The sequence below is a fragment of the Citrobacter sp. wls619 genome, from assembly GCF_005281345.1.
Classification (GTDB): Bacteria; Pseudomonadota; Gammaproteobacteria; order Enterobacterales; family Enterobacteriaceae; genus Citrobacter.
Genome location: NZ_SZXJ01000103.1, coordinates 14,272 through 38,365, shown reverse-complemented (window position 1 = coordinate 38,365; position 24,094 = coordinate 14,272). Strand labels below are relative to the sequence as shown.

Here is a 24,094-nt window from a genome sequence, read left to right as displayed (position 1 = left end):
CTATAGGGAGAAAGAGATGGCGCACGACGAGCAACGTTGGCTCACACCCCGACTGCAAAAAGCGGCAACGCTATGTAACCAGACGCCTGCCGTGAGCGAATCACCGCTGTGGCTGGGCGTTGATTTGGGGACATGTGATGTGGTGTCGATGGTTGTCGACAGCGATGGGCAGCCGGTTGCGGTCTGTCTGGACTGGGCTGATGTTGTGCGCGATGGCATCGTTTGGGATTTCTTTGGTGCGGTGACCATTGTTCGTCGCCATCTCGATACGCTCGAACAACAGTTAGGTTGCCGTTTTACCCATGCGGCGACCTCATTCCCACCGGGAACCGACCCACGTATCTCCATCAACGTGCTGGAATCCGCCGGGCTTGAAGTGAGTCATGTGTTAGACGAGCCGACCGCGGTGGCGGACCTGTTGCAACTCGATAACGCTGGCGTGGTGGATATCGGTGGCGGCACCACCGGGATTGCCATTGTTAAGCAGGGCAAAGTGACTTATTCCGCCGATGAAGCGACCGGTGGGCACCACATTTCTCTGACGCTGGCCGGGAATCGTCGTATTCAGCTCGAAGAAGCAGAGCAGTACAAGCGCAGCAACGGTAAAGAAATTTGGCCGGTGGTGAAGCCGGTCTACGAAAAGATGGCGGAAATCGTAGCTCACCATATTGCAGGACAGGGAGTTACCGATTTATGGCTGGCCGGTGGTTCCTGCATGCAGCCGGGTGTTGATGAACTGTTCCGCAAGCGTTTTCCGGAACTGCAGGTGCATTTACCCCAACACAGCCTGTTTATGACCCCGCTGGCGATTGCAAATAGCGGAAAAGAAAAAGCGGAAGGAATCTATGCAAGCTGAATTGCAGACCGCGCTCTTTCAGGCATTCGATACCCTGAATCTGCAACGCGTAAAAACGTTTAGCGTTCCACCGGTTACGTTATGTGGACTGGGAGCGCTCAGTACCTGCGGACAGGAAGCACAAACGCGCGGACTGACGCATATGTTCGTCATGGTTGACAGCTTCCTGCATCAGGCAGGGATGACCGCCGCACTGGAACGCAGTCTGGCGATGAAAGGTGTGGCGATGACGTTGTGGCCGTGCCCGGTGGGCGAACCGTGCATTACGGACGTCTGCGCGGCGGTAGCGCAACTGCGTGAATCGAAGTGCGACGGCGTCGTGGCCTTTGGCGGCGGTTCCGTACTGGATGCGGCCAAAGCGGTCGCTCTGCTGGTGACCAACCCGACCCAGACGCTGGCTGACATGGACGAACGCAGCGTGTTACGTCCACGGTTGCCACTGATTGCTGTACCGACTACCGCCGGAACAGGCTCAGAAACCACCAACGTCACGGTGATTATTGATGCCGCAACCGGGCTGAAGAAAGTGCTGGCGCATGCAACCCTGATGCCGGATGTGGCAATTCTGGATGCCGCGCTGACGGAAGGTGTGCCCGCGCACGTGACAGCAATGACCGGAATTGATGCGCTGACCCATGCAGTGGAAGCCTACAGCGCGCTGAACGCGACGCCTTTTACCGACAGCCTGGCGATTGGTGCGATTGCGATGATCGGCAAATCGCTGCCGAAGGCCGTCGGCTACGGTCAGGATTTGGCGGCACGCGAAAGCATGTTACTGGCCTCCTGTATGGCCGGAATGGCGTTTTCCAGTGCCGGGCTGGGCTTATGCCACGCAATGGCGCACCAGCCGGGGGCGACGCTGCACATTCCGCACGGACAGGCTAATGCCATGCTGCTGCCCACGGTAATGGGGTTTAACCGCATGGTGTGTCGCGAACGCTTCAGCCATATCGGGCGGGCATTAACCAATAAGAAATCGGACGATCGTGACGCCATCAGCGCGGTTAGCGATCTGATTAACGAGGTGGGCCAGACCAAACGACTCTCTGACGTTGGGGCAAAGCCCGAGCATTACAGCGCATGGGCTCACGCCGCGCTGGAGGATATTTGTATTCGCAGTAACCCTCGCACCGCCACACAGGCACAGATTATCGACCTGTACGCGGCTGCTGGGTAATGCCTGTAGGCCGGAGAAGGTGCGCGCACCGCCATCCGGCAATAACACGGCGTTAATGCCGGAGGCGACGTAAACGTCTTATCCGGCCTACAAATCACAAATGACAGGGAGTAGGGGCTATGGGAATTAACGAAATCATCATGTACATCATGATGTTCTTTATGCTGATTGCCGCCGTGGACAGGATCCTGTCGCAGTTCGGCGGTTCGGCACGCTTCCTCGGCAAGTTCGGTAAGAGCATTGAGGGATCGGGCGGTCAGTTTGAAGAAGGTTTTATGGCGATGGGCGCGCTGGGTCTGGCGATGGTTGGTATGACCGCGCTGGCGCCGGTACTGGCGCATGTGCTCGGGCCGGTGATTATTCCGCTGTACGAAATGTTGGGCGCGAACCCGTCGATGTTTGCCGGAACGCTGCTGGCGTGCGATATGGGCGGCTTCTTCCTGGCGAAAGAACTGGCGGGCGGCGACGTTGCGGCGTGGCTGTACTCTGGCCTGATCCTTGGGGCGATGATGGGGCCGACGTTGGTGTTCTCCATTCCGGTTGCGCTGGGGATTATTGAACCGTCTGACCGTCGTTATCTGGCGCTGGGCGTGCTGGCCGGTATCGTCACCATTCCGATTGGTTGTATTGCGGGCGGTTTGATTGCGATGTACTCCGGCGTCGAAATCAACGGGCAGCCGGTGGAGTTCACCTTCGCGCTGATCCTGATGAATATGATCCCGGTGCTGATCGTGGCCGTGCTGGTGGCGCTGGGACTGAAATTCATCCCGGAAAAAATGATCAACGGCTTCCAGATCTTCGCGAAATTCCTCGTGGCGCTGATCACCATCGGCCTGGCAGCTGCGGTGGTCAAATTCCTGCTCGGCTGGGAGCTGATCCCGGGGCTTGATCCCATCTTCATGGCACCGGGCGACAAGCCGGGTGAAGTGATGCGCGCTATCGAAGTTATCGGTTCTATTTCCTGCGTACTGCTCGGTGCGTACCCAATGGTGCTGCTGCTGACCCGCTGGTTTGAAAAACCGCTGATGAGCGTCGGTAACCTGTTAAAAATCAATAATATTGCGGCTGCAGGCATGGTCGCGACGCTGGCGAACAACATCCCAATGTTCGGCATGATGAAGAATATGGATACCCGCGGCAAAGTGATCAACTGCGCCTTTGCGGTCTCCGCGGCTTTCGCGCTGGGTGACCACTTAGGTTTCGCCGCAGCGAACATGAACGCCATGATCTTCCCGATGATTGTCGGCAAGCTGATTGGCGGCGTGACGGCGATTGGTGTGGCTATGCTGTTGGTACCGAAAGATGAAGATGTGCCAGCAGAAGTAGAAACCAACCCGGAGGCGCAATCGTGAACACTCGCCAGCTACTGAGCGTCGGTATCGATATCGGCACCACCACCACTCAGGTGATCTTCTCCCGCCTTGAGCTGGTTAACCGTGCGGCAGTGTCGCAGGTGCCGCGCTACGAATTCATCAAACGCGAAATTAGCTGGCAAAGCCCGGTGTTCTTTACCCCCGTTGATAAGCAGGGCGGGTTGAAAGAGGCCGAACTGAAAGCGCTGATCCTCGCCCAGTATCAGGCCGCGGGTATCGCACCAGAAACCGTTGATTCCGGCGCGATCATCATTACCGGGGAAAGTGCGAAAACCCGCAATGCGCGACCGGCGGTGATGGCGCTCTCCCAGTCGCTGGGGGACTTCGTGGTGGCCAGCGCCGGTCCACATCTGGAATCGGTGATTGCTGGTCATGGTGCGGGTGCCCAGACCCTGTCAGAGCAGAAGTTGTGCCGTGTACTGAATATCGACATCGGTGGCGGGACCTCAAACTACGTGCTGTTCGACGCGGGAAAAGTCAGCGGTTCAGCCTGCCTGAACGTCGGTGGGCGTCTGCTGGAAACGGACGGCCAGGGGCGCGTGGTTCACGCGCATCAGCCGGGACAGATGATTGTCGATGACGTTTTTGGCCCTGGCACCGATGCGCGTTCGCTTAACGCCACGCAACTGGTTCAGGTGGCGCGACGGATGGCGGCGCTGATTGTGGAAGTGATTGAAGGCACGCTTTCACCACTGGCGCAGGCGCTGATGCAAACCGGTCTGCTGCCTGCGGGCGTGAAACCGGAAGTGATTACGTTGTCCGGCGGGGTGGGCGAATGCTACCGCAACCAACCTGCCGATCCGTTCTGTTTTTCCGACATAGGGCCACTGCTCGCCACGGCGCTGCATGAGCACCCGCGTCTGCGTGAGATGAACGTGCAGTTCCCGGCGCAAACCGTGCGCGCCACGGTGATTGGCGCCGGGGCGCATACGCTGTCGCTTTCGGGCAGCACCATCTGGCTGGAGGGCGTTCAGCTTCCGCTGCGCAATCTGCCGGTGGCGATTCCGCTGGATGAGTCCGATTTGGTTGCTGCCTGGCAGCAGGCGTTGATGCAGCTCGATCTGGATCCACAAACGGATGCTTATGTGCTGGCGCTGCCCGGTTCGTTACCGGTGCGCTACGCCGCGCTGTTAACGGTGATTGACGCACTGCTGGCCTTCGTCGCGCGTTATCCGAATCCGCATCCCCTGCTGGTGGTAGCCGAGCAGGATTTTGGTAAAGCCCTGGGCATGCTGTTACGCCCACAGTTACAGCAACACCCGCTGGCAGTCATCGATGAGGTGGTTGTCCGGGCGGGGGACTATATCGACATTGGTACGCCTCTTTTTGGCGGATCGGTTGTGCCGGTGACGGTGAAATCACTCGCATTTCCTTCCTGAGGGAACGACTTATGAAACTAAAGACCACATTGTTCGGCAATGTTTATCAGTTTAAGGATGTAAAAGAGGTGCTGGCAAAAGCCAACGAACTGCGTTCGGGGGATGTGCTGGCAGGGGTAGCTGCAACCAGTTCGCAAGAGCGCGTGGCGGCCAAGCAGGTGTTGTCGGAAATGACGGTGGCGGATATTCGCAATAACCCGGTGATTTCCTATGAAGAAGACTGTGTAACGCGTCTGATTCAGGATGACGTCAACGAAACGGCCTATAACCGCATCAAAAACTGGAGTATCAGTGAGCTGCGCGAGTATGTGCTGAGTGATGAAACTTCGGTCGATGACATTGCGTTTACGCGCAAAGGGCTAACGTCGGAAGTCGTTGCTGCGGTGGCTAAAATCTGTTCCAACGCCGACCTGATCTACGGCGGTAAGAAAATGCCGGTGATCAAAAAGGCGAACACCACCATTGGTCTGCCGGGCACCTTTAGCTGCCGTTTGCAGCCGAACGATACCCGTGACGATGTACAGAGCATCGCAGCTCAAATCTATGAAGGTCTTTCCTTCGGTGCGGGTGATGCGGTCATTGGCGTCAACCCGGTAACGGATGATGTGGAGAACTTAAGCCGCGTCCTCGATACCGTGTATGGCGTCATCGACAAATTTAACATCCCGACCCAGGGCTGCGTACTGGCGCACGTCACCACTCAGATTGAAGCAATCCGTCGCGGCGCGCCGGGCGGGCTGATTTTCCAGAGTATCTGCGGCAGTGAAAAAGGCTTAAAAGAGTTTGGCGTTGAGCTGGCTATGCTGGATGAAGCGCGTGCCGTGGGTGCGGAGTTTAACCGTATCGCCGGGGAAAACTGCCTGTACTTCGAAACCGGGCAAGGGTCTGCGCTTTCTGCTGGCGCTAACTTTGGTGCCGATCAGGTGACGATGGAAGCACGTAACTACGGGCTGGCGCGTCACTACGATCCGTTCCTGGTGAACACCGTGGTTGGCTTTATCGGACCAGAGTATCTCTACAACGACCGTCAGATTATTCGTGCCGGTCTGGAAGACCACTTCATGGGCAAGCTGAGCGGCATCTCAATGGGCTGTGACTGCTGCTACACCAACCATGCTGATGCTGACCAGAACCTCAACGAAAACCTGATGATTCTGCTCGCCACCGCTGGCTGCAACTACATCATGGGCATGCCGCTCGGTGACGACATCATGCTCAACTACCAGACCACCGCATTCCACGATACCGCGACCGTGCGCCAGCTGCTGAACCTGCGTCCGTCGCCGGAGTTTGAGCGCTGGCTGGAAACCATGGGCATTATGGCAAACGGTCGCCTGACCAAACGGGCGGGCGATCCGTCACTGTTCTTCTGATGACGCGGGGATGACACACGATGGATCAAAAACAGATTGAAGAAATTGTACGCAGCGTAATGGCGTCAATGGGTGAGTCACAGCCGCAGGCTCAGGCACCGTCACCGGAAGCGAAATGCAGCACCACGCAGTGTGCAGCGCCGACAGGTGAAAGCTGTGCGATGGACTTAGGTTCTGCTGAAGCCAAAGCGTGGATTGGCGTTGAAAATCCACACCGTGCGGACGTGTTGACCGAACTGCGTCGCAGTACCGCAGCGCGCGTGTGCACCGGTCGTGCCGGTCCTCGCCCGCGTACTCAGGCGTTGTTGCGTTTCCTGGCCGACCATTCGCGTTCGAAAGATACGGTCTTAAAAGAAGTGCCGGAAGAGTGGGTAAAAGCCCAAGGGTTGCTGGAAGTTCGTTCAGAAATCAGTGACAAAAACCTGTATCTGACGCGTCCAGACATGGGGCGTCGTCTGAGTGCGGAAGCCATTGAAGCGTTGAAATCGCAGTGTGTGGCTAACCCGGATGTGCAGGTGATTGTCTCTGATGGCCTGTCTACCGATGCGATCACCGCCAACTACGAAGAGATCCTGCCGCCGCTGCTGTCGGGCTTAAAACAAGCCGGACTGAAGGTCGGTACGCCGTTCTTTGTTCGCTATGGTCGCGTAAAAATCGAAGATCAGATTGGCGAACTGCTGGGCGCGAAAGCGGTGATCCTGCTGGTGGGTGAACGTCCGGGCTTAGGCCAGTCGGAGAGCCTTTCCTGCTACGCGGTGTATTCACCGCGCGTGGCGACTACCGTTGAAGCTGACCGCACCTGTATCTCGAACATTCACCAGGGCGGTACGCCTCCGGTAGAAGCGGCTGCGGTAATCGTCGATTTGGCCAAGCGCATGCTGGAGCAAAAAGCCTCCGGCATCAATATGACCCGTTAAGGAGGCATCATGCCAGCATTAGATTTGATAAGACCCTCAGTCACCGCAATGCGCGTGATTGCCTCGGTAAATGACGGTTTTGCTCGCGAACTTAAATTGCCGTCACATATACGTAGCCTCGGACTCATCACAGCAGATTCTGATGACGTGGCGTATATTGCCGCAGACGAAGCGACAAAACAGGCGATGGTGGAAGTGGTTTATGGCCGCTCATTGTATGCCGGTGCGGCGCACGGACCTTCTCCAACCGCAGGTGAAGTGCTGATTATGCTCGGTGGGCCGAACCCGGCTGAAGTTCGCGCGGGCCTGGACGCTATGGTTGCCAATATTGAAAGTGGCGCGGCGTTCCAGTGGGCAAATGACGCAGAAAATACCGCCTTCCTGGCGCACGTCGTATCGCGTACGGGTTCGTATCTTTCCGCGACAGCGGGATGTCGACTTGGCGATCCGATGGCTTATCTGGTGGCACCGCCGCTGGAAGCGACATTCGGTATTGATGCTGCACTGAAATCTGCCGATGTACAGCTGGTGACCTACGTTCCGCCACCGTCAGAAACCAACTACTCAGCGGCGTTTTTGACCGGTAGTCAGGCCGCCTGTAAAGCCGCGTGTAACGCCTTTGCCGATGCCGTTCTGGATATTGCTCGTAATCCGGTACAACGCGCGTAAGAGAGGTTGTGATGATCAATGCACTGGGATTACTGGAAGTGGATGGCATGGTTGCGGCTGTTGATGCTGCTGACGCCATGCTGAAAGCTGCGAACGTGCGACTGCTTAGCCACGAAGTGCTCGATCCTGGCAGGCTGACGCTGGTGGTGGAAGGCGATCTGGCGGCGTGCCGTGCTGCGCTGGATGCTGGCAGTGCTGCCGCTGCGCGTACAGGCCGTGTTATCAGTCGTAAGGAGATAGGGCGGCCGGATGATGACACCCAGTGGCTGATCGGCGGTTTTAAACGTGCGCCGAAGAAACCCGCACCGAAGCCAGAAATGAAACCAGAAGCCAAAGCGGAAAAGACGCAGGAAGCGCCTGTGACATCTGAATCTTCTGATGAGCTCCTGGCGTTGTTGGCATCAACCCGTCAAGGAATGACGGCAGGGGAAGTGGCCGCGCACTTTGGCTGGTCACTTGATAAAGCCAGAAATGCGCTGGAACAGCTCTTTTCTGACGGAGCGTTGCGTAAACGCAGTAGTCGCTATCGCTTAAAAAATTAACCTGTCGGAGGGCCGGGGGCTTCATTGAAGCTTCCGGCTTAAAAGATCATGAAAAAGACCCGTACTGCAAACCTGCACCATCTTTATCATGAAGCATTACCCGAAGACGTTAAACTTACGCCGAAGGTGGAGGTGGACAACGTTCACCAACGGCGAACAACAGATGTGTATGAGCATGCCCTGACGATTACCGCCTGGCAGCAGATTTACGATCAACTGCATCCGGGAAAATTTCATGGCGAGTTCACGGAAATCCTGCTTGATGATATTCAGGTGTTCCGTGAATACACCGGTCTTGCGCTGCGCCAGTCATGCCTGGTCTGGCCGAACTCGTTCTGGTTTGGTATTCCGGCTACCCGCGGCGAGCAGGGATTTATTGGTACACAATGCCTTGGCAGTGCTGAAATTGCGACCCGCCCAGGCGGAACGGAGTTTGAGCTGAGCACACCGGATGATTACACCATTCTTGGGGTCGTTATCTCTGAAGACACCATTGCGCGTCAGGCTAACTTCCTGCATAACCCGGAAAGGGTGTTGCATATGTTGCGCAACCAGTCGGCGTTAGAAGTAAAAGAACAGCATAAAGCCGCGTTATGGGGCTTTGTGCAACAGGCGCTGGCGACGTTTAGTGAAAATCCTGAGAACCTTCATCAACCGGCGGTGCGCAAAGTGTTGGGTGATAACCTGCTGCTGGCGATGGGCACTATGCTGGAAGACGCGCAGCCAATGATAACCGCTGAAAGCATCAGCCATCAGAGCTATCGCCGCCTGCTGTCGCGTGCGCGCGAATATGTGCTGGAAAATATGTCTGAGCCGCTGACCGTGCTCGACTTGTGTAACCAGCTACATGTGAGTCGTCGCACGTTGCAAAACGCGTTTCACGCGATCCTCGGTATCGGACCGAATGCCTGGTTAAAACGTATTCGTCTGAATGCCGTGCGCCGTGAGCTTATTAGCCCGTGGTCGCAAAGTGCGACGGTGAAAGACGCTGCGATGCAGTGGGGATTCTGGCATTTAGGGCAGTTTGCTACCGATTACCAGCAGCTGTTTGCGGAAAAACCCTCGCTGACGCTGCATCAGCGTATGCGTCAGTGGGCGTGATGAAAGAATTGTGCCGGATGCGACGCTTTACGTCTTATCCGGCCTACGGGGCAGTACCGTTGTAGTTGCAGGCCTGATAAGCGTAGCGCCATCAGGCAATTACACCCAGTCGCGGACCTGAATAAATTCGCTAAGGGCGGCTTCCGGGCTGTTCGCTTCCGGCTGCCAGTCATACTCCCAGCGTACCAGCGGCGGCATCGACATCAGAATCGATTCGGTGCGCCCGCCGGTCTGCAGACCGAACAACGTGCCTCTGTCCCACACCAGATTAAATTCCACATAGCGTCCGCGACGATAAAGCTGGAAATTGCGCTCGCGCTCGCCCCAGCGCATCGCTTTGCGGCGTTCGACGATCGGCAGATACGCCTCGGTGTAACCTTGCCCGACCGCCTGCATAAAGGCGAAGCAGTGGTCGAAATCTGGCGTATTTAAGTCATCAAAAAACAGCCCACCAATGCCGCGCTGCTCGTTACGGTGCTTCAGAACGAAGTAGTCGTCGCACCATTTTTTGTAACGCGGGTACACGTCATCACCAAACGGTTGGCAGAGTTCAAGCGCGGTGCGATGCCAGTGAACGGCATCTTCTTCAAAACCATAATATGGCGTTAAGTCAAAGCCGCCGCCAAACCACCACACGGGATTGGCACCCGGTTTTTCCGCGATAAAAAAACGCACGTTGGCATGGCTGGTAGGGATGTACGGATTGAGCGGATGCACGACCAGCGAGACACCCATCGCCTCAAAGCTGCGCCCGGCAAGCTCTGGCCGGTGTGCAGTCGCTGAGGCTGGCATTGCGTCACCGTGTACGTGGGAGAAATTCACCCCCGCTTGTTCAAAGATACCGCCGTTGCGTAGCACCCGGCTACGACCGCCGCCGCCCGCTTCACGCTGCCAGTTATCTTCAACAAACTCTGCGCCATCGACGGCAGATAACTGCTGGCAAATATTATCCTGCAGACTCAGCAGGAACTGTTTAACGCGCTGTGCATCGGGCTTCATGATTAACGTTTCTTCGAATGTGCTTTCTGATTATCAAACCAGTGGAAATAGCTGATGATGCCATTGGCGATAGCGGTGGCGATTTTCTGGCGAAATGCCGTTGTGCCCAGCAGGCGTTCTTCTTCCGGGTTGGTGATGAATGACGTTTCGACCAGTACCGACGGAATTGACGGTGATTTTAGCACCACGAAAGCGGCTTGTTCCGTGCTGCGACTGTGCAAGCGGTGTACCGGCTTGATTTTCTTAAGAATGTGCGAACCGAGCGTCAGGCTGTTTTTAATGGTGTCGGTTTGTACCAAATCGAACAGTACCTGCTGCAATAAATGGTCTTTATCGGTGGCCTTTTTACCCGCGACTTCATCGGCACGGTTTTCACGATCGGACAGGTACTTCGCCATGGCGCTACTGGCGCCGCGATTGGACAGGGCGAAGACCGATGCCCCCGCCGCGCTCGGATTGGTGAAGCCGTCGGCGTGAATCGACATAAACAGATCGGCACCGTGCTTGTGGGCTATCTCAACGCGATCGTACAGTGGAATGAAGGTATCGCCGGAGCGGGTCAGGCGTGCATCAATTCCTTCATTGCGCAAAATCGAGCGTACATTCTTGGCAATCGCCAGCACCACGTGTTTTTCTTTCGAACCGTTGCGACCAATGGCGCCGGTATCGATACCACCGTGTCCTGGATCAAGAACAACAACACGCTTAGCCCCCGCTTTTTTGGCTTTCGGTTTGCTGTGACCATTACTGGTCTTTAGCGTTTCTTCCTTTGCGATGGCTTGCGACATGCCGGACAGCGTCAGGGCTGCCAGCCCGGCTTTCAGCACCTGGCGGCGCGATGTGAGAGTTTTTAGTGGTTTAAAAGTGCTCATACGGCCTGAGTTGTAAAAAAAGGTTCCAGACGTTATATCGTATCGCGTAGTCCGTTGCGACGGATCGGGATAAGAATTGTTTTACTTTTCATTTCAATACGTGACAATTCCGTATTATGCCATTTTTTCCGTCGCTTCGCGTCAGATATTGGCTAAATCAGTGGTTCGCGCCATAATCGCTTTTTAACGTCCTGAAAAGGAAACTAATACCATGGAAATACGCGTATTTCGCCAGGAAGATTTCGAAGAGGTGATCACCCTCTGGGAGCGCTGTGATCTGCTGCGTCCATGGAATGACCCGGAAATGGACATTGAGCGCAAAGTTAATCATGACGTCAGCTTGTTTCTGGTCGCAGAAGTGAACGGTGAAGTTGTCGGCACAGTGATGGGGGGCTATGACGGTCATCGTGGCTCCGCCTATTACCTTGGCGTGCATCCTGAGTTCAGGGGGCGCGGTATTGCGAATGCGCTGCTGAACCGACTGGAGAAAAAGCTCATTGCCCGTGGTTGTCCAAAGATTCAAATCATGGTACGTGACGATAATGACGTTGTGCTGGGTATGTATGAGCGTCTGGGCTATGAACATACCGATGTACTCCATCTGGGTAAACGTTTAATTGAAGATGAAGAGTACTGAGTTCCATCCCGCCGACTATGACGGTCACGGGCGTCTGCGCCTGCCATTTCTGTTCTGGTGCGTGCTGCTGCTCCAGGCGCGCACCTGGGTATTGTTTGTGATTGCAGGTTCTTCCCGCGATCAAGGCAACACGTTGCTGAATTTGTTTTATCCCGATCATGATGCGTTCTGGCTGGGGTTACTGCCCGGCGTTCCGGCCGTGCTGGCGTTTCTACTCAGCGGGCGGCGTTTCGCGTTCCCCGTTTTGTGGCACAGGCTGCGCGGACTACTGATTCTGGCTCAACTGGCGCTACTCTGCTGGCAGCCGATGTTGTGGTTGGGAGGCGATCCTGTCAACGGCGTTGGTCTGGCGCTGCTGGTGGCGGATATTGTCGCGCTGGTCTGGTTGTTAACCAATCAACGTTTGCGTGCCTGTTTTTCCCCCGAGAAAGAATAACGGCACTTTTTTGTGAAACCGGACTCAAAGCAGCGTTGATAAATATGGAAGGAAGTGAAATGAAATCACTGCGTTTGACGTTATGCGCGATACCGCTGGTGCTGACCGGGTGTTCAACCCTCTCATCGGTGAACTGGTCCGCCGCTAATCCGTGGAACTGGTTTGGTTCTTCGACCGAGGTCACTGAGCAAGGCGTGGGAAAACTCACGGGTGCGACGACATTGGATGAAAAGACCATTGCTGATGCGCTGGATGGCGATTATCGCCTGCGTAGTGGGATGAAAACCAATAACGGCAATGTCGTGCGTTTTTTTGAGGCAATGAAAGGTGACAAGCTGGCAATGGTGATCAATGGCGACCAGGGAACGATCGGTCGCATTGATGTATTGGACAGCGACATCGCATCAGCCGCGGGTGTTGAAATCGGTACACCGTTTAGCGACCTTTACACTAAAGCTTTTGGACATTGCCAGAAAGCAACCGGTGATGACAGTGCGCATGTTGAGTGTAAAGCCGAAGGAAGTCAGCATATTAGCTATATTTTTTCCGGTGACTGGAGCGGCCCTGAGGGCATAATGCCGTCTGACGATACGCTACAACAGTGGAAAGTAAGCAAAATTATCTGGCGGCGTTAATTTGCGTCTGAACAAATCGACTGACTAAAAAAACAGGTAGAATAGCGTTCATCAATGCCACGATGTCGTGGCAGCTTTTTTCAGGAGGAACAATGTCTCAGGTTCAGAGTGGCATTTTGCCAGAACATTGCCGTGCGGCGATTTGGATTGAAGCCAATGTAAAAGGTGATGTTGAGGCCCTGCGTGCGGCCAGCAAAACGTTTGCCGATAAGCTGGCGACCTTTGAAGCGAAATTCCCGGATGCGCATCTGGGCGCGGTAGTCGCTTTTGGCAACAACACCTGGCGCACACTGAGCGGCGGCGTGGGCGCGGAAGAGCTGAAGGACTTCATCCCTTACGGTAAAGGTCTGGCTCCGGCGACTCAGTATGACGTACTGATCCATATTCTCTCGCTGCGCCATGACGTGAACTTCTCCGTTGCGCAGGCGGCCATGGAAGCGTTTGGCGACTGCATTGATGTCAAAGAAGAGATCCACGGTTTCCGTTGGGTGGAAGAGCGTGACCTCAGCGGTTTTGTTGATGGCACTGAAAACCCGGCGGGCGAAGAAACGCGTCGTGAAGTCGCGGTTATTAAAGATGGTGTCGATGCTGGCGGCAGCTATGTATTCGTGCAGCGTTGGGAACATAACCTGAAGCAACTGAACCGCATGAGTATTCACGATCAGGAAATGATGATTGGCCGCACCAAGGAAGCCAACGAAGAGATCGATGGTGACGAGCGTCCGGTAACATCCCACCTGAGCCGTGTGGATCTGAAAGAAGATGGCAAGGGTCTGAAAATTGTTCGTCAAAGTCTGCCGTACGGTACAGCCAGCGGTACGCATGGTCTCTATTTCTGCGCGTACTGCGCGCGTCTGCACAATATTGAGCAGCAACTGCTGAGCATGTTTGGTGATACCGATGGCAAACGTGACGCGATGCTGCGCTTCACCAAACCGGTCACCGGTGGCTATTACTTTGCACCGTCGCTGGATCGACTGATGGCGCTGTAATCCCGGTGTTGCCTGGTGGCGCTAACGCTTACCGGACCTGCCGCGTTCTTATCTGTCATCAAATTGAAAATCCCCGCTCCGACGGGGATTTTTTTTACCTGAAATTAACCTGATTTAGTGAGCTATTCCTCAGCATGAATTTGTTAATGCTGTATCTTCTGCGTGAATGAAGCGAAGGCTTCATATTCAAAAGGAGAATATTGAAATGGGAAAACTCACGGGCAAAACAGCATTGATTACGGGCGCATCTCAGGGTATTGGCGAGGGGATCGCCAGAACGTTTGCCCGCCATGGCGCGAACTTAATCCTGCTGGATATCTCCGATGAGATTGAAAAGCTGGCGGATGAACTGGCTGGGCGCGGGCATCGCTGCACAGCGGTTCACGCAGACGTCAGAGATTTTGCGTCGGTCACGGAAGCGGTAAAACGCGCGAAGAAAATTGAAGGCAAAATCGACATTCTGGTCAACAATGCCGGCGTATGCCGCCTTGGCAACTTCCTTGAAATGAGCGATGAAGATCGCGACTTCCACATTGATGTCAACATTAAAGGCGTCTGGAACGTGACGAAGGCCGTTCTGCCGGAGATGATTGCGCGCAAAGACGGGCGCATCGTGATGATGTCATCGGTAACAGGCGATATGGTTGCCGACCCGGGCGAAACGGCGTATGCGCTGTCGAAAGCCGCTATTATCGGCTTAACCAAGTCCCTGGCGGTTGAATACGCGCAATCGGGGATTCGTGTAAATGCAATTTGCCCAGGCTACGTTCGTACGCCAATGGCGGAAAATATTGCACGTCAGTCTAACCCGGACGATCCTGAATCGGTTTTAGTCGACATGGCGAAAGCGATTCCAATGCGCCGTCTGGCCTGTCCGCTTGAAGTGGGTGAACTGGCGGCGTTCCTGGCGTCGGATGAATCCAGCTACTTAACGGGCACGCAAAACGTGATTGATGGCGGCAGCACACTGCCTGAAAGCGTCAGCGTCGGCATCTGATTGATGCCAGTCTCCTCCCTGGTGAACCTGGGGAGGAGGTACCCCTTAGAGCTATCCCATTAGGCTATTTTATTTGCCAGTTTGGCCCTGGGCAGTGCTCAAAATCCTCACGTACTTCGTGTACGCTCCGGTTTTTCCGCGCTGTCCATGTCCAAACTGCCTGCAACAATTACACCTACTGGGATAAGCTCTTATTCTCTTTTCAACTTTCAAATCATCAAACGGTATATAAAACCGTTACTCCTTTAGCACTGGTTATAAATATGATGACCATAAGAAAGTCATTTAATTTATAAGGGTGCGCAATGGCCGTTAACTTACTGAAAAAAAGAACGCTGACGCTGGCGGCGCTGCTGTTGCTGGTGGGGCAGGCGCAGGCAACAGAGCTGTTGAACAGTTCATACGATGTGTCTCGCGAGCTGTTTGCCGCCCTTAATCCCCCGTTTGAACAGCAATGGGCGAAGGATAACGGCGGCGATAAACTGACGATAAAACAATCTCATGCCGGGTCATCAAAACAGGCGCTGGCGATTTTACAGGGACTGAAAGCCGATGTGGTGACCTATAACCAGGTGACTGACGTGCAGATCCTGCACGACAAAGGCAAGCTGATCCCGGCCGACTGGCAATCCCGTCTGCCGAACAACAGTTCACCGTTCTATTCCACAATGGGATTCCTGGTGCGTAAAGGAAACCCTAAAAATATTCACGACTGGAATGACCTTGTTCGATCTGACGTCAAGCTCATCTTCCCGAACCCGAAAACGTCCGGGAATGCGCGCTACACTTATTTAGCGGCGTGGGGCGCTGCGGATAAAGCAGACGGCGGCGATAAAGCCAAAACCGAACAGTTTATGACCCAGTTCCTGCAAAATGTCGAAGTGTTTGATACCGGCGGCCGCGGCGCGACCACCACTTTTGCCGAGCGTGGGCTCGGTGACGTATTGATCAGCTTCGAGTCAGAAGTGAATAACATTCGCAAGCAGTATGAAGCGCAGGGGTTTGAGGTTGTTATTCCGAAAACCAATATTCTTGCCGAGTTTCCGGTTGCCTGGGTAGACAAGAATGTGCAGGCCAACGGGACAGAGAAAGCGGCTAAAGCTTACCTGAACTGGCTGTACAGCCCGCAGGCGCAAACCATCATTACCGACTATTACTACCGTGTGAATAACCCACAGGTCATGGACAAGCTGCAAGATAAATTCCCGCAGACTGAATTGTTCCGCGTAGAAGACAAGTTCGGCTCCTGGCCTGAAGTGATGAAAACACACTTTGTCAGCGGCGGTGAGCTGGACAAACTGTTGGCGGCGGGGCGCAAGTAAATGTTCGCTGTTTCTTCCCGACGCGTGCTGCCCGGCTTTACCTTAAGCCTGGGCACCAGCTTACTGTTTGTCTGCCTGATATTGCTGTTACCGCTGAGCGCGCTGGTAATGCAACTGGCGCAAATGAGCTGGGCGCAATACTGGGATGTGATTACCAATCCGCAGGTGGTGGCGGCTTATAAAGTGACGCTGCTGTCAGCGTTTGTGGCATCGATTTTTAACGGCGTGTTTGGTTTGCTGATGGCGTGGATCTTAACCCGCTATCGCTTTCCGGGCCGTACACTGCTGGATGCGTTGATGGATCTGCCGTTTGCGCTGCCTACGGCGGTGGCTGGCCTGACGCTGGCATCGCTGTTTTCAGTCAACGGTTTCTACGGCGAATGGCTGGCGAAGCTGGATATTAAGGTCACTTACACCTGGCTGGGCATCGCGGTGGCGATGGCTTTTACCAGCATTCCGTTCGTGGTGCGTACCGTACAGCCGGTGCTGGAAGAGTTAGGTCCGGAGTATGAAGAAGCGGCGGAAACGCTCGGTGCCACCCGCTGGCAGAGTTTCCGCAAAGTGGTGCTGCCGGAGTTATCACCTGCGCTGGTTGCCGGTGTCGCGCTCTCATTCACCCGTAGTTTAGGCGAATTTGGCGCGGTTATCTTTATCGCCGGGAATATCGCGTGGAAAACGGAAGTCACCTCGCTGATGATTTTTGTTCGCTTGCAGGAGTTTGACTACCCGGCCGCTAGTGCGATTGCGTCAGTAATCCTTGGGGCTTCGTTGTTGCTGCTGTTTTCGATTAACACCCTGCAGAGTCGCTTTGGTCGACGCGTGGTAGGTCACTGATGGCAGACATTACCCAATTGAAACGCTATGGCGCACCCCGCATCAACTGGGGTAAATGGTTTTTGATCGGCACGGGCATGCTGGTGTCTGCCTTTATTTTGCTGGTGCCGATGATCTATATCTTCGTGCAGGCGTTCAGTAAGGGGTTACTGCCGGTATTACAGAATCTGGCTAACCCGGACATGCTGCATGCCATCTGGCTTACGGTGTTGATCGCACTGATCGCAGTGCCGGTGAACCTGGTGTTTGGTGTGTTGTTGGCCTGGCTGGTGACTCGCTTCAACTTCCCAGGACGCCAGCTGTTGCTGACCTTACTGGACATTCCGTTTGCCGTCTCGCCAGTGGTCGCGGGTCTGGTGTATCTGCTGTTTTACGGTTCTAACGGCCCACTCGGCGGTTGGCTGGATGAACATAACCTGCAAATCATGTTTGCCTGGCCGGGCATGGTGCTGGTTACGGTTTTTGTAACCTGTCCGTTTGTGGTGCGCGAACTGGTGCCCGTGATGTTGAGCCAGGGCAGCAATGAAGATGAAGCGGCTGTGTTGCTGGGCGCGTCCGGCTGGCAGATGTTCCGACGCGTTACGCTGCCAAATATTCGTTGGGCATTGCTGTACGGCGTGGTGTTGACCAACGCGCGTGCGATTGGCGAATTTGGCGCGGTGTCGGTGGTTTCCGGCTCGATACGGGGTGAAACCTTGTCGCTGCCATTACAGATTGAATTACTGGAGCAGGACTACAACACGGTCGGCTCCTTTACCGCAGCGGCGTTGTTAACGCTGATGGCGATTATTACCCTGTTTTTGAAGAGCATGCTGCAATGGCGCCTGGAGAACCAGGAAAAACGCGCGCAGCAGGAGGAAAATCATGAGCATTGAGATTGCCAATATTAAGAAGTCTTTTGGTCGCACCCAGGTGCTGAACGATATCTCGCTGGATATTCCTTCAGGTCAGATGGTCGCGCTGCTGGGACCCTCCGGTTCGGGTAAAACCACGCTGCTGCGAATTATTGCCGGGCTGGAACATCAGTCCAGCGGGCATATTCGCTTTCATGGTACTGACGTCAGTCGCTTACATGCGCGTGACCGTAAAGTTGGCTTCGTCTTTCAGCATTATGCGCTGTTTCGCCATATGACCGTTTTCGACAATATCGCCTTTGGGCTGACGGTCTTACCGCGTCGCGAGCGTCCAAACGCGGCGGCCATCAAGGCGAAAGTCACCAAATTGCTGGAGATGGTGCAGCTTGCCCATCTGGCGGATCGCTTTCCGGCGCAGCTTTCTGGCGGGCAAAAACAGCGTGTGGCGCTGGCACGAGCGCTGGCGGTGGAACCGCAGATCCTGCTACTCGATGAGCCATTTGGTGCACTTGATGCTCAGGTGCGTAAAGAGTTGCGTCGCTGGCTGCGTCAGTTACACGAAGAACTGAAATTCACCAGCGTGTTTGTTACCCACGATCAGGAAGAGGCGACGGAAGTGGCCGATCGCGTGGTGGTAATGAGCCAGGGACATATTGAACAAGCCGATGCGCCGGATCAGGTATGGCGCGAACCGGCTACCCGCTTTGTGCTGGAATTTATGGGTGAGGTTAACCGTCTGCAGGGGACGATTCGTGGCGGACAGTTCCATGTCGGCGCACACCGTTGGCCATTGGGTTATACGCCAGCGTATCAAGGGCCGGTCGACCTGTTCCTGCGCCCGTGGGAAGTGGACGTCAGCCGTCGTACCAGCCTGGATTCCCCGTTGCCGGTACAGGTGCTGGAAGCCAGCCCGAAAGGTCACTACACCCAATTAGTTGTGCAGCCACTGGGGTGGTATAACGAACCGCTGACAGTGGTCATGCAGGGAGATGATTCCCCAGCTCGTGGCGAACGTCTGTTTGTCGGGCTGCAAAATGCACGTCTGTACAATGGTGATCAGCGCATTGAAACGCGTGAAGCGGAACTTGCCCTGGCGCAATCGGCCTGATAGGTTAATTCGCATCGTTATCTCCCGGTGGCGCTGCGTTTACCGGGCTTACGGGCTAAAGTATGACCTGTAGGCCGGGTAAGCGCAGCGCCACCCGGCATTTTATTGAGCTGAAAACGTGAACACATTAGAACAAACGATTGGCAATACGCCTCTGGTGAAACTGCAGCGCCTTGCGCCGGAAAACGGCAGTGAAATTTGGGTCAAACTGGAAGGGAATAATCCAGCGGGCTCGGTGAAAGACAGGGCTGCGCTGTCGATGATCGTCGAAGCGGAAAAGCGCGGAGAAATTAAGCCCGGCGATGTACTGATTGAAGCAACCAGCGGAAATACCGGTATCGCGCTGGCGATGATCGCCGCGCTGAAGGGTTACCGCATGAAGCTGCTGATGCCAGACAACATGAGTCAGGAACGCCGTGCGGCGATGCGGGCATACGGGGCTGAACTGGTTCTGGTGACCAAAGAGCAGGGAATGGAAGGCGCGCGCGATTTAGCCCTTGAGATGGCGCAGCGTGGAGAAGGTAAACTTCTCGATCAGTTTAATAATCCGGATAACCCGTACGCGCACTACACCACAACCGGCCCGGAAATCTGGCAGCAAACGTCCGGACGCATTACCCATTTTGTCTCCAGCATGGGCACGACCGGCACCATTACTGGTGTATCTCGTTTTCTGCGCGAGCAGGCTAAACCGGTGACGATTGTCGGGCTGCAGCCGGAAGAGGGCAGCAGCATTCCGGGAATCCGCCGCTGGCCTGCGGAGTATATGCCGGGCATTTTTAACGCCTCGCTGGTGGATGAGGTGCTGGATATTCATCAGAATGATGCAGAAAACACCATGCGTGAGCTGGCGATTCGTGAAGGCATTTTCTGCGGTGTCAGTTCTGGCGGCGCGGTGGCAGGGGCGTTACGCGTGGCGCGTGCTACGCCCGGCGCTGTGGTGGTGGCGATCATCTGCGATCGCGGCGATCGCTACCTTTCGACCGGCGTTTTTGGTGAAGAGCACTTCAACCAGGGCGCAGGGATCTAATTTGTTTGCCTGATAAGCGTCGCGCCATCAGGCAAACAGACGACACGATCGCTGGATAAGACGTTGCGTGTTTTATCCGGCCTTCAATGACTAATCGTTACGGTTCTCTACCAGTTTATCCAGGAACTGCCACAGTTTTTCATTCATCTGCTGATAATCCCATTCACGCATCTTTTCCACAGAGCGGATGAAGCGTTTTCCTTTGGCCTCTGCTAACTCTTGTTCTGAATGCTGAATCAGCCCCTCGATTGCCTCGGCGGTGAATTCCATATGACACTGGAAGCCATAGATAAAATTACCGTATTGCACGATTTGTCGCGGGCAGCCTTCACTTGTCGCCAGAATTGTCGCCTGATCGGTTAATCCAGGCATGTCGTTGTGCCAGTGACCGACCATCAGTGGCGATCCAAAGTGGGCGATCAGCGGGTGCGCTTTACCTGCTTCAGTCAGTGTAATGGGATAATGACCAATCTCTTTTTCCGGGCTTTGACACACCTTCGCGCCCAGCGCTTCGCCAATCAGCTGTGAACCTAAGCAGATCCCCACCACAATTTTGCGTGCTGAAATCGCCTGATTGATCAGATGCTGTTCGGCCTGAGAGTCAAAATACGGGCACTCTGCCAGCGTGGTGCGGGGAGACTGCGGGCCACCAAAGACGACCAGCATATCGAACCCATCAGCATTGGCGGGAACCGATTCTCCGGCGTAAACCCGTGACCAGGTGATGGTATAGCCACGCTGTTCTGCCCACGGCAGATACGCGCCAGCAGATTCAAAAGACTCATGAATAACAAAATGAACTCGCACTTTTTCTCTCCTGTTAGCGCTTTTGCGCCTGATGAATATCAGCCGCCAGCTTATGAATATCGCTGTCGTTTAAGGTCGACAGCGTAATGCGCAGACCGTGCGATGGTGTATTCACACCAAACACCTCACCTTCGCGTACCAGCCAACCAGATTTTGCCAGGGCAAAAGCAAGTGATTGACTGTGGTGCGCCAGAGGCAGCCACAGATTCAGACCATCACCGACGGGCAGATCAATGCCATATCCTCTGAGAGCGGTGGTCAGTTTTTGCTGCTGTGTTGCGTAAAACCGCTGAGTCTGGACCAGCTTACGTTGATACTCTTCATCGCTCAGGCAGGCGCAGGCTAAATCCTGCAGCAGATGACTGACCCACTGACTGCCGGCGTTGAGTCGTAACCGCAGTTTTGCAGAAGTGACCGGATCGCTGGCAACGATGGCAAGGCGTAAGTCCGGGCCTAATGTTTTCGACATTGAACGGACGACTGCCCAGTGCGTAGTTTGCGTGGCAATCACCGGGTGCCAACGGCATGCAGACAACAGTGCAAAGTGGTCGTCGACAATCACCAGTACCTGCGGATAGCGGGCCAGGATTTTTTGTAACTGGGCGGCGCGTGAGGCGCTCAGGCTACATCCCGTCGGGTTGTGGGCCCGCGGCGTCAGGATCACTGCCCGCGCCCCTCTTTGTAACGCCGCCTCCAGCATGTCGGGTTGCATGCCTTCGTTGTCTACGGTGACCGGGCTTGCTGAGAATCCCGCATAACGCAACATATTGATACTACTTAAAAAGCAGGGATCTTCTACCGCGACGCTATCGCCCGGCAATAAATGGGCGCACAGTAGTCGTTCAATGGCATCAATAGCACCGCTGGTGATATCAATTTCTCCCACGCCAGGGAGGGCATCCTGCATCCAGCGTGTGGCCCAGGTTTTAAGCTCAGGCGATACGACGGCATCGCCATACAGACGTGGGTTCTTATTTATTTGCGCGAAATAACGACTGAGATCGGGGAGACAAGTCGGCGCAGGGTTACCGCCGGAAAGGTCGGTAAGTGGGGTATCCGGACTCCCTCCCTCCAGCGCGATAGGGGAGGAAATCCCTTTTATTACCGTCCCGTTTCTCCCAAGACTGAGTGCCAGCCCGGAGGTGACCAGTCGTTTATAAGCCGCCGCGACAGTATTGCGGTTGACGTTCAATGTCGTCGCCAGCTCGCGCACCGGCGGAAGCGTTTCGCCTGAGGCGAGGGTGCCTGTAGCGACATGTTGACGAATACTGTCAAAAATTTCGTTAGCGGTTTTTCCGTCGATCATTATTGACCTATGACAAAATGAATTTTAGCATATGACGATAATAGTGAGGCGATAGCCCGCTGTCCAGCGAGAGGAAAAGTTTATGCAGCAGGAGAGTGAAATACAGTCAGTGCTCTTCGACGACAAGCATCGGGCGTTACAAACCGATATCGTCGCCGTCCAGTCACAGGTGGTGTATGGCAGCGTAGGTAACAGTATCGCCGTCCCGGCCATCAAAGCGCAGGGATTACGCGTCACCGCGATCCCAACGGTACTGTTCAGCAATACCCCGCATTATGAGACCTTTTATGGCGGTGTTATCCCGGCAGACTGGTTTAGCGGCTATCTTCGCGCCTTAAATGAACGCGATGCGTTACGTGAGCTAAAAGCGGTGACCACGGGGTATATGGGCAGTGCGGAACAAATCGCTCTGTTGGCACAGTGGCTGGAGACCGTTCGGGCTACCCACCCGGATCTGTGTATTCTGGTCGATCCAGTGATTGGCGATACAGACAGCGGCATGTACGTAAAGGCCGAAATACCGGAGGCGTATCGCAAGCATCTGCTACAGCTGGCACAGGGACTGACGCCAAACGTGTTTGAGCTGCAGATGTTGAGCGGTAAACCGTGTCGCACGCTGGATGAAGCGATATCGGCAGCCAAATCGCTGCTCACCGATACGCTGAAATGGGTGGTAATCACTAGCGCGCCGGGAGAAACCGAGGAGGTCATTCAGGTTGCCGTCGTGACGGCTGAAACGGTTGAGGTGCTAGCCCATCCGCGGGTGAAAACGGAGCTGAAGGGGACCGGCGATCTGTTCTGCGCTGAACTGGTGAGCGGTATCGTGCTGGGAAAACCACTTACTGCTGCCACGCACGATGCTGCACAGCGCGTGCTGGAAGTGATGACATGGACGCACTTGTGCGGTTGTGATGAGTTAATTCTGCCACCGGCAGGGGAGGCGCGATGAAGAGTTATCGACTGGTGGTTAGTCAGCATGGACGCATCGTTGGACATTTTGATACCAGCGGAACAGAAGCGCTGGAAGATATCTGTGTGGCGCGCGCCATGTTTGGGATTGCCGGTGGCTATGATTGTGAACTGCTAGTGGCGGATTCGGAACGGCGGATGCTGGAAAGCGGGCCGGAAGGTATGAAAATCCTGATGCGCGAGGCGTGTTACCGACCGGTTACTTCACAAATTTAATGCTGATGGCGGCGCATACGCCTGACCTGGCCTACGTTACGGCGTTTTTCGTAGGCCGGAGAAGCGTCGCGCCATCCGGCAGGTTTTGACGTCCGTTAGATAAAAAAATGGCGCCATCTGGCGCCATTCTTCCCTGCGGCAAGAATTACTTCTTGATGCGGATAACCGGAGTTTCACCCACGGTCACGCTACCGGACAGTTTGATCAGTTCTTTGATTTCGTCCATGTTGGAGATAACAACCGGCGTCAGGGTAGACTTGGCTTTCTCTTCCAGCAGCGGCAGATCGAATTCAATAACCGGGTCGCCCACTTTCACACGCTGGCCTTCTTCAGCGATACGCTTGAAGCCTTCGCCTTTCAGTTCAACGGTATCAATACCGAAGTGAACAAACAGCTCAATGCCGCTATCAGATTCGATAGAGAACGCATGGTTGGTTTCAAAGATTTTGCCGATGGTGCCATCAACAGGGGCAACCATTTTGTTACCGGTTGGCTTGATAGCAATACCATCACCAACGATTTTTTCAGCAAAAACTACATCCGGCACGTCTTCGATGTTGACGATCTCGCCAGAGAGCGGAGCAACAATCTCAATAGTTCCGGTGTCTTTCTTATCATCAGAAACCAGAGATTTCAGTTTATCGAACAAACCCATGATCTTCTCCTAAGCAGTAAATTGGGCCGCATCTCGTG

26 protein-coding genes are annotated in these 24,094 nt (G+C 54.8%); 21 read left to right on the top strand and 5 right to left on the bottom strand.

What is annotated here, in order from left to right; translation table 11 throughout:
• The first annotated feature begins 16 nt into the window (after positions 1-16).
• The 9 genes from eutJ to eutR all read left to right on the top strand — a co-directional run bounded on the left by eutJ (position 17) and on the right by eutR (position 9,387).
• Positions 17-856, top strand: a complete 840-nt coding sequence (gene eutJ, locus FDX19_RS24470; protein ID WP_137384742.1) for an ethanolamine utilization protein EutJ — start codon at positions 17-19, stop codon at positions 854-856.
• The gene (gene eutG, locus FDX19_RS24465; protein ID WP_137384741.1) at positions 846-2,033 is read left to right on the top strand and encodes an ethanolamine utilization ethanol dehydrogenase EutG; all 1,188 of its coding nucleotides are present in this window, start codon (positions 846-848) and stop codon (positions 2,031-2,033) included. Before eutJ ends, eutG begins: the two co-directional genes overlap by 11 nt.
• A 119-nt stretch (positions 2,034-2,152) precedes the next feature.
• The gene (gene eutH / locus FDX19_RS24460; RefSeq protein WP_003835043.1) at positions 2,153-3,385 is read left to right on the top strand and encodes an ethanolamine utilization protein EutH; all 1,233 of its coding nucleotides are present in this window, start codon (positions 2,153-2,155) and stop codon (positions 3,383-3,385) included.
• Entirely contained in the window at positions 3,382-4,785 is a 1,404-nt protein-coding gene (gene eutA / locus FDX19_RS24455) for an ethanolamine ammonia-lyase reactivating factor EutA (RefSeq protein WP_137384740.1), read from the top strand. The genes eutH and eutA overlap by 4 nt, the downstream gene beginning before the upstream one ends.
• A gap of 11 nt (positions 4,786-4,796) precedes the next feature.
• Positions 4,797-6,158 carry an ethanolamine ammonia-lyase subunit alpha gene (gene eutB, locus FDX19_RS24450; protein WP_003038029.1) on the top strand — a complete coding sequence of 454 codons (1,362 nt, stop codon included), beginning with the start codon at positions 4,797-4,799 and terminating at the stop codon, positions 6,156-6,158.
• A gap of 20 nt (positions 6,159-6,178) precedes the next feature.
• Complete coding sequence (eutC, locus tag FDX19_RS24445; protein WP_137384739.1) at positions 6,179-7,075, top strand: ethanolamine ammonia-lyase subunit EutC; 897 nt, start codon at positions 6,179-6,181, stop codon at positions 7,073-7,075.
• A gap of 9 nt (positions 7,076-7,084) precedes the next feature.
• Positions 7,085-7,744, top strand: a complete 660-nt coding sequence (eutL, locus tag FDX19_RS24440; RefSeq protein WP_137384738.1) for an ethanolamine utilization microcompartment protein EutL — start codon at positions 7,085-7,087, stop codon at positions 7,742-7,744.
• An 11-nt stretch (positions 7,745-7,755) separates the two neighbouring features.
• The gene (gene eutK / locus FDX19_RS24435) at positions 7,756-8,286 is read left to right on the top strand and encodes an ethanolamine utilization microcompartment protein EutK (RefSeq protein WP_137384737.1); all 531 of its coding nucleotides are present in this window, start codon (positions 7,756-7,758) and stop codon (positions 8,284-8,286) included.
• A gap of 48 nt (positions 8,287-8,334) precedes the next feature.
• Positions 8,335-9,387 carry an HTH-type transcriptional regulator EutR gene (eutR, locus tag FDX19_RS24430; RefSeq protein ID WP_137384736.1) on the top strand — a complete coding sequence of 351 codons (1,053 nt, stop codon included), beginning with the start codon at positions 8,335-8,337 and terminating at the stop codon, positions 9,385-9,387.
• A gap of 99 nt (positions 9,388-9,486) precedes the next feature.
• Here the strand turns inward: eutR and hemF are convergent, their stop codons facing one another.
• Positions 9,487-10,386: an oxygen-dependent coproporphyrinogen oxidase gene (gene hemF, locus FDX19_RS24425; RefSeq protein ID WP_137384735.1), complete on the bottom strand. Its 900-nt coding sequence runs from the start codon at positions 10,384-10,386 to the stop codon at positions 9,487-9,489.
• A gap of 2 nt (positions 10,387-10,388) precedes the next feature.
• A complete protein-coding gene (gene amiA, locus FDX19_RS24420; protein ID WP_137384734.1) occupies positions 10,389-11,258 on the bottom strand; it encodes an N-acetylmuramoyl-L-alanine amidase AmiA in 870 nt (289 codons plus the stop codon).
• 211 nt (positions 11,259-11,469) lie between these two features.
• Between amiA and FDX19_RS24415 the strand changes: the two genes are divergently transcribed.
• The 10 genes from FDX19_RS24415 (at position 11,470) to cysM (ending at position 20,103) form a co-directional block, all read left to right on the top strand.
• Positions 11,470-11,895, top strand: a complete 426-nt coding sequence (locus FDX19_RS24415; protein ID WP_048210972.1) for a GNAT family acetyltransferase — start codon at positions 11,470-11,472, stop codon at positions 11,893-11,895.
• Positions 11,882-12,331 carry a DUF2919 domain-containing protein gene (locus FDX19_RS24410; protein ID WP_137384733.1) on the top strand — a complete coding sequence of 150 codons (450 nt, stop codon included), beginning with the start codon at positions 11,882-11,884 and terminating at the stop codon, positions 12,329-12,331. The genes FDX19_RS24415 and FDX19_RS24410 overlap by 14 nt, the downstream gene beginning before the upstream one ends.
• Before the next feature lie 59 nt (positions 12,332-12,390).
• A complete protein-coding gene (locus tag FDX19_RS24405; RefSeq protein ID WP_137384732.1) occupies positions 12,391-12,966 on the top strand; it encodes an RpoE-regulated lipoprotein in 576 nt (191 codons plus the stop codon).
• A 92-nt stretch (positions 12,967-13,058) separates the two neighbouring features.
• Positions 13,059-13,958, top strand: a complete 900-nt coding sequence (yfeX, locus tag FDX19_RS24400) for a porphyrinogen peroxidase (RefSeq protein ID WP_137384731.1) — start codon at positions 13,059-13,061, stop codon at positions 13,956-13,958.
• Positions 13,959-14,163: 205 nt separating this feature from the next.
• Positions 14,164-14,955, top strand: coding sequence for an SDR family oxidoreductase UcpA (ucpA, locus tag FDX19_RS24395; protein WP_137384730.1), 792 nt, complete (start codon positions 14,164-14,166; stop codon positions 14,953-14,955).
• A gap of 305 nt (positions 14,956-15,260) precedes the next feature.
• Entirely contained in the window at positions 15,261-16,277 is a 1,017-nt protein-coding gene (gene cysP / locus FDX19_RS24390; RefSeq protein ID WP_137364488.1) for a thiosulfate/sulfate ABC transporter substrate-binding protein CysP, read from the top strand.
• The gene (gene cysT, locus FDX19_RS24385) at positions 16,278-17,111 is read left to right on the top strand and encodes a sulfate/thiosulfate ABC transporter permease CysT (RefSeq protein ID WP_003038061.1); all 834 of its coding nucleotides are present in this window, start codon (positions 16,278-16,280) and stop codon (positions 17,109-17,111) included.
• Positions 17,111-17,986 (top strand): sulfate/thiosulfate ABC transporter permease CysW, encoded by an 876-nt coding sequence (gene cysW, locus FDX19_RS24380; protein ID WP_137384729.1) that lies wholly within the window; start codon positions 17,111-17,113, stop codon positions 17,984-17,986. Before cysT ends, cysW begins: the two co-directional genes overlap by 1 nt.
• Positions 17,976-19,073: a sulfate/thiosulfate ABC transporter ATP-binding protein CysA gene (gene cysA / locus FDX19_RS24375; protein WP_137384728.1), complete on the top strand. Its 1,098-nt coding sequence runs from the start codon at positions 17,976-17,978 to the stop codon at positions 19,071-19,073. Before cysW ends, cysA begins: the two co-directional genes overlap by 11 nt.
• A gap of 118 nt (positions 19,074-19,191) precedes the next feature.
• Positions 19,192-20,103, top strand: coding sequence for a cysteine synthase CysM (gene cysM / locus FDX19_RS24370; protein WP_137384727.1), 912 nt, complete (start codon positions 19,192-19,194; stop codon positions 20,101-20,103).
• Between the two features lie 90 nt (positions 20,104-20,193).
• Here cysM and FDX19_RS24365 read toward each other — a convergent pair whose 3' ends face one another.
• Both FDX19_RS24365 and ptsJ read right to left on the bottom strand, forming a co-directional pair.
• Entirely contained in the window at positions 20,194-20,910 is a 717-nt protein-coding gene (locus FDX19_RS24365) for a type 1 glutamine amidotransferase (RefSeq protein WP_137384726.1), read from the bottom strand.
• 13 nt (positions 20,911-20,923) lie between these two features.
• Positions 20,924-22,216 (bottom strand): transcriptional regulator PtsJ, encoded by a 1,293-nt coding sequence (gene ptsJ, locus FDX19_RS24360; protein ID WP_137384725.1) that lies wholly within the window; start codon positions 22,214-22,216, stop codon positions 20,924-20,926.
• A gap of 82 nt (positions 22,217-22,298) precedes the next feature.
• Here ptsJ and pdxK point away from each other — a divergent pair, with 82 nt between their 5' ends.
• Positions 22,299-23,165 (top strand): pyridoxine/pyridoxal/pyridoxamine kinase, encoded by an 867-nt coding sequence (pdxK, locus tag FDX19_RS24355; RefSeq protein ID WP_137384724.1) that lies wholly within the window; start codon positions 22,299-22,301, stop codon positions 23,163-23,165.
• Positions 23,162-23,401: a cytoplasmic protein gene (locus FDX19_RS24350; RefSeq protein WP_137384723.1), complete on the top strand. Its 240-nt coding sequence runs from the start codon at positions 23,162-23,164 to the stop codon at positions 23,399-23,401. Before pdxK ends, FDX19_RS24350 begins: the two co-directional genes overlap by 4 nt.
• Before the next feature lie 145 nt (positions 23,402-23,546).
• On the opposite strand, the gene crr is transcribed toward FDX19_RS24350, so the two are convergent.
• The gene (gene crr, locus FDX19_RS24345) at positions 23,547-24,056 is read right to left on the bottom strand and encodes a PTS glucose transporter subunit IIA (RefSeq protein ID WP_000522253.1); all 510 of its coding nucleotides are present in this window, start codon (positions 24,054-24,056) and stop codon (positions 23,547-23,549) included.
• Positions 24,057-24,094 lie beyond the last annotated feature (38 nt).